Raw genomic sequence first — 6014 nt, forward strand, 5'->3', positions numbered from 1 at the left:
GTTGACCCTCAACGGCAAGGTGGACCGCAAGGCCCTGCCGGCACCGGATGCCGAGGCGTACGCCAGCCAGGCCTACGAGGCACCGCAAGGCGAGATCGAACAGGTCTTGGCCGACCTGTGGGCCGAGTTGCTGAAAGTGGAGCGGGTCGGTCGCCACGACAATTTCTTCGAACTGGGTGGGCATTCGCTGCTGGCGGTGACGCTGATCGAACGCATGCGCCAGGCCGGCTTGAGCGCCGACGTGCGCGTGCTGTTCAGCCAACCGACCCTGGCGGCACTGGCCGCGGCGATTGGCAGCGGCAGGGAAGTCAGTGTTCCGGCGAACCTGATTCCCCTGGGTTGCGAACGCATCACCCCCGAACTGTTGCCATTGGTCGAGCTGTCCCAGGACGCCATCGACCGACTCGTCGCCACCGTGCCGGGTGGGGCGCGCAACGTGCAGGACATCTACCCGCTGGCGCCGTTGCAGGAAGGCATCCTTTATCACCACTTGGCCGCCGAACAAGGCGACCCCTACGTGTTGCAGTCACAGTTTGCCTTCGACAACCGTGAACGCCTCGACGCGTTCATCGGGGCGCTGCAAGTGGTGATCGATCGCCACGATATCTTGCGCACCAGTGTGGTCTGGGAAGGGCTGGATGAGCCGGTGCAAGTGGTCTGGCGCCAGGTGGTGCTGGAACCGCAATGCATCACTCCCGACACCACGGCGGGAGACATTGCCACGCAACTGGCCAACCGTTTCGATGCACGCCACTATCGCCTGGACTTGGGCCAGGCACCCTTGTTACACCTGGCCTATGCGCGGGACGAGGCCCAGGATCGCTGGGTGGCGATCCTGTTGTTCCATCACATGGCGCTGGACCACACGGCCCTGGACGTGATGCAGCATGAAATGCAACTGCACTTGTTGGGCCAGGATGAGCAGTTGGGCGAAGCGATGCCTTACCGCAACTACGTGGCCCAGGCTCGCCTGGGCACGAGCGAACGGGAGCACGAAACGTTTTTCCGCGAGATGCTCGGCGATATCGACGCGCCGACGCTGCCATTCGGCCTGGCCCAGGTCCAGGGTGACGGGCACGGCATCGAAGAAGTGAAGACGTTTGTCGATGACGCCCTGAGCCTGCGCCTGCGGACTCAAGCCCGGCAACTTGGCGTGAGTGCCGCCAGCCTGGTCCATCTGGCCTGGGCCCAGGTCCTGGCCGTGGCGTCGGGCCAGGAGAACGTGGTGTTTGGCACGGTCCTGTTGGGCCGGATGCAAAGCGGCGATGGGGCCGACCGAGCCCTGGGGATGTTCATCAATACCTTGCCGATCTGCGTGCCCGTGGATGGGCAAAGTGTGCGTGATGCGGTGAAGACGACGCATGCGCGCCTGACCGGGTTGCTGGGGCATGAGCATGCTTCCCTGGCTTTGGCCCAACGCTGCAGTGGCGTGGCCTCGCCAGCGCCGCTGTTCAGTGCGCTGCTGAACTTGCGCCACAGTTCGCTGCAGGTGACCGATGAGGTCATGTCGGCCTGGAGCGGCATGCAAATGTTGTCCAGCGAGGAGCGCACCAACTATCCGTTGACGCTAAACGTCGATGACCTGGGCGAAGGCTTCAGCCTGACGGCGCAGGTCGAGTCCCGGATTGGTGCGCAACGCATCTGTGACTATATGCAGGTGGCCCTGCAGAGCCTGGTCGACACGCTGGAGCACGCGCCGCAAACGCCGGTGCGCAACCTCGCGGTGTTGCCGGCGGCCGAACGCCAGCAACTGCTGGGAACCTGGAATTCGCCAGAAGCGACGTATGCCCATGACGCGTTGATCCATCGCCAGTTCGAGGCCCAGGTCGCAACGCAACCCGACACGGTGGCGGTGCTGTTCGAGCATCAGACACTGACCTACGGCGAACTCAATGCCCAAGCCAACCAAGTCGCCCATCGCCTACTGTCGCTGGGCATTTGCCCGGATGACCGGGTCGCGATCTGTGTCGAACGCGGCCTGGACATGATCGTCGGCTTGTTGGGCATCTTGAAGTCGGGCGCCGGCTACGTACCGCTGGATCCGGCTTCCCCGGCAGAACGCATCGCCTATATGCTGGATGACAGTTCCCCCGTGGCGATCGTGGTGCATGCCGCCACCCAGGCGCTGCTGGCCGAAGAGTCCGTACGGGTGATCGAGCTCGATAGCCCGGCGTTGCGCAGCCAGTCCACCGCTAACCCGCACGTACCGGGCCTGACGTCGTCGCAGTTGGCGTATGTGATCTACACCTCCGGTTCCACCGGGTTGCCCAAGGGCGTGATGGTCGAACACCGCAACGTCGCGCGTCTGTTCTCGGCGACCCAGCCCTGGTTCGAGTTCGGCCAGCAAGACGTCTGGGCGCTGTTCCATTCCTTCGCTTTCGATTTCTCGGTTTGGGAACTCTGGGGCGCATTGATCCATGGCAGCCGCTTGCTGGTGGTGCCGCAACTGGTCAGTCGTTCGCCGCAAGACTGCTACGCGCTGCTGTGCGAGGCCGGTGTGACCGTGCTGAACCAGACGCCAAGCGCTTTCCGGCAACTGATCGTGGCCCAGGGGGAGAGCGACCTGCGGCACAGCCTGCGCCAGGTGATCTTTGGCGGTGAAGCGCTGGAAACCGGGATGCTCAAGCCCTGGTATGCCCGTGTAGGCAACGCTGGGACGCAGTTGGTGAACATGTACGGCATTACCGAAACGACGGTGCATGTGACGTATCGTCCACTCGAAGCGGCCGACGCGCAGTTGACTGGCGTCAGCCCGATTGGCAAGCGCATTCCCGACCTGCAACTTTATGTGCTCGACGCCCGGCGCGAGCCGGTGCCGGTGGGCGTGGTGGGTGAGATGTACGTGGGCGGGGCGGGCGTGGCACGGGGTTACCTGAACCGGCCCGAGTTGACCCAGGAACGCTTTATCGACGACACCTTTAGCGGCTGTGAAGGGGCGCGCCTGTACCGGACCGGCGACCTCGGCCGTTGGCTGGCGGACGGCAGCATCGAGTACCTGGGCCGCAACGACGATCAGGTGAAGATCCGCGGCTTCCGTATCGAGCTGGGTGAGATCGAAGCGACCTTGACGGCCTGCGAGGGTATCAGCGAGGCGCTGGTGATTGCCCGTGAAGACGCGCCGGGCGACAAGCGCCTGGTGGGCTATGTGATTGCCGCAGACGGCGCCCGACCGTCAGCCGCTGAGCTGCGTACACAATTGTTGGCGTCGCTGGCGGACTACATGGTACCGAGTGCGTTCGTGGTCCTCGAGGCGTTCCCGTTGACCACCAACGGCAAGCTCGACCGCAAGGCCTTGCCGGTGCCGGATCAGTCAGCGGTGGCGGCCCGCGAATACGAAGCGCCGCTAGGCGAGACCGAGGCGGTCATCGCCGCGATCTGGCAAGACCTGCTGGACCTTGAGCGGATCGGCCGTTACGACAACTTCTTCGAGCTGGGCGGCCATTCGTTGCTGGCGGTGAAGTTGATCGAGCGCATGCGCCAGATCGACCTGGCGGCGGACGTTCGCGTGTTGTTCGGCCAGCCGACGCTGGCGGCCTTGGCTGCCGCGGTGGGCGGGCACACGGAAGTTGCGGTACCGGGCAACGCCATCCCGGACGGTTGCACGCGGATCACCCCGGACATGTTGCCCCTGGCTGATCTGGACCAGGACGCCATCGACCGGATCGTGGCCACGGTGCCGGGTGGCGTGGGCAATGTGCAGGACATCTACGCCCTGGCGCCGTTGCAGGAGGGGATCCTGTATCACCACATCGCCGCGGCTCAGGGCGATCCCTACCTGCAATACGTGATGTTTGCGTTCGACAGCTTCGCCCACGTGGACCATTTCACCCAAGCGCTGCAAGCGGTCATCTGCCGGCACGATATCCTGCGCACCGGCGTGCTCTGGGAAGGCCTGGCCGAGCCCATGCAGGTGGTTTGGCGCGAGGTGCGGCTGGTGGTCGAGGCGGTTGAGCTGGATCCAGCAGCCGGGGAGGTTGCCGTGCAGCTGCATCAGCGTTTCGACCCTCGGCACTATCGCCTGGACATTCGCCAGGCGCCGCTGATGCGGGTCGCTTATGCGCAAGATCCGGCCAACCAGCGCTGGGTGGGCATGCTGTTGTTCCATCACCTGGTGGACGACGCCACGTCGCTGGCCGTGCTGTCCGCGGAAATCGAGGCGCATATGCTCGGCCAGGCACAACACCTGCCAGCATCGGTGCCGTACCGCAACTACGTGGCCCAGGCGCGGTTGGGCGTGGGCCGCGAAGCCCATGAACGGTTTTTCTGCGACATGCTCGGTGATGTCGACGAGCCGACGTTGCCGTTCGATTTGCAGGATGTACAAGGCGACGGCAGCGGCATTGAAGAAGTGCGCCAGGATGTCGAGGCCGACCTCAGCCGTCGGCTGCGGGTCCAGGCCCGTCAGCTCGGGGTGAGCGCGGCAAGCCTGTATCACCTGGTCTGGGCCCAGGTCTTGGGCACGGTGTCGGGTCGCGACGACGTGGTGTTTGGCACCGTGTTGGTGGGACGGATGCAGGGTGGCGAGGGGGCCGATCGGGCACTGGGGATGTTCATCAATACGCTGCCGTTGCGGGTGAATTTGGGGCAAACCGGTGTCCGTGCCGGGGTGAAAGCGACCCATGCCCGCCTGACCGCCTTGCTCGGCCATGAGCATGCCTCGCTGGTGCTGGCGCAACGTTGCAGCGGTGTGGAGGCGCCGACGCCGTTGTTCAGTGCCTTGCTCAACTATCGCCACACCGGCGCCGCCGCTTCCGCCGACGCCTTGTCGGCTTGGGACGGTATCCAGGTGCTGGGCGGTGAAGAGCGGACCAACTACCCGCTGACGTTGTCGGTGGATGACCAGGGCGAGGGGTTCAGCTTCACCGTCATGACCCCGGCGCGCATCGGTGCCCAGCGGCTGTGCGGGTATGTACGGCAGGCGCTGGAAGGCCTGGTCCGGATGCTTGAGCAGACGCCAGAGGCGCCGTTGCACCAACTCTCGATCCTGCCGCCGAGCGAGCGCCTGGAACTGTTGGCCGAGTTCAATACCGGTGGTGTCGATGAGCCCCAGGAGCAGACCGTTCTCGGGCTGTTCGAAGCCCAGACCCAACGCACGCCAGACAGCGTGGCCGTCCTGCATGGCGAGCACGCGTTGAGCTATCGGCAGCTGGATGCGCGCGCCAACCAGTTGGCTCATTACCTGCGCAAGCAGGGCGTACAACCGGACTCGCGCGTGGCGATCTGTGTCCAGCGCAGCGCCGAGATGGTGATTGGGCTGCTGGCGATTCTCAAGGCGGGCGGTGGTTACGTGCCCTTGGATCCGGCTTATCCTGCCGAGCGGATTGCCTACATGCTGGCCGACAGCGAGCCGGCTGCGGTGCTGGCCCAGGCTGCGACCCGCGGGCTCTTGTCGCAGGTCCAGGTGCCATTGATCGACCTGGACGCCGGCCCGTGGCAAGACGAGCCGGAGCATACCCCGCAGGTCACCGGCCTGACGCCGGCCCACCTGGCCTACGTGATCTACACCTCCGGCTCCACTGGCTTGCCCAAAGGCGTGATGGTCGAACATCGCGGCCTGCGCAACTTGCTGGACTGGTACCTCGAGGACCTGGCCTTCGACGCCGGCGACGCGGTGCTGCTGGCGTCCTCCTACAACTTCGACCTGACCCAGAAGAACATCCTCGCGCCGCTGATGGTCGGGGCCACGCTGCACCTGGCCGCCGAACCCTTCAACCCCGGCGCCATCGTCGCCCAGGTCGCCGAGGCCGGGATCAGCCACCTCAATATGTCCCCCAGCGCCTTCCACGCGCTGGTGGACGCCGACCATCAGCAAGGCCTTGCCTGCCTGAAACGCGTGGTGCTGGGGGGCGAGCCGATCCAGGGCGCCATGCTGGAAAAACTCGCCCAACCACGGCCAACGGTGATCAACAGCTACGGGCCGACCGAGTGCAGCGACGTGGTTGCCTGGTACACCGCCGACAGTGACCTTGAGACCTACCGGCACCAGTCGATCCCCATTGGCCGGCCGATTCGCA

Annotated in this window: 1 protein-coding gene; it reads left to right on the top strand. The window is 65.1% G+C overall.

The window, feature by feature from the left end; genetic code table 11:
• The coding region (locus AACY31_RS28125) for an amino acid adenylation domain-containing protein (RefSeq protein WP_339505560.1) at nt 1-6014 on the top strand (6014 nt) is incomplete at both ends.

It is taken from the genome of Pseudomonas sp. RL_105y_Pfl2_101 (genome assembly GCF_963970585.1).
In the GTDB taxonomy this organism is placed as follows: domain Bacteria; phylum Pseudomonadota; class Gammaproteobacteria; order Pseudomonadales; family Pseudomonadaceae; genus Aquipseudomonas.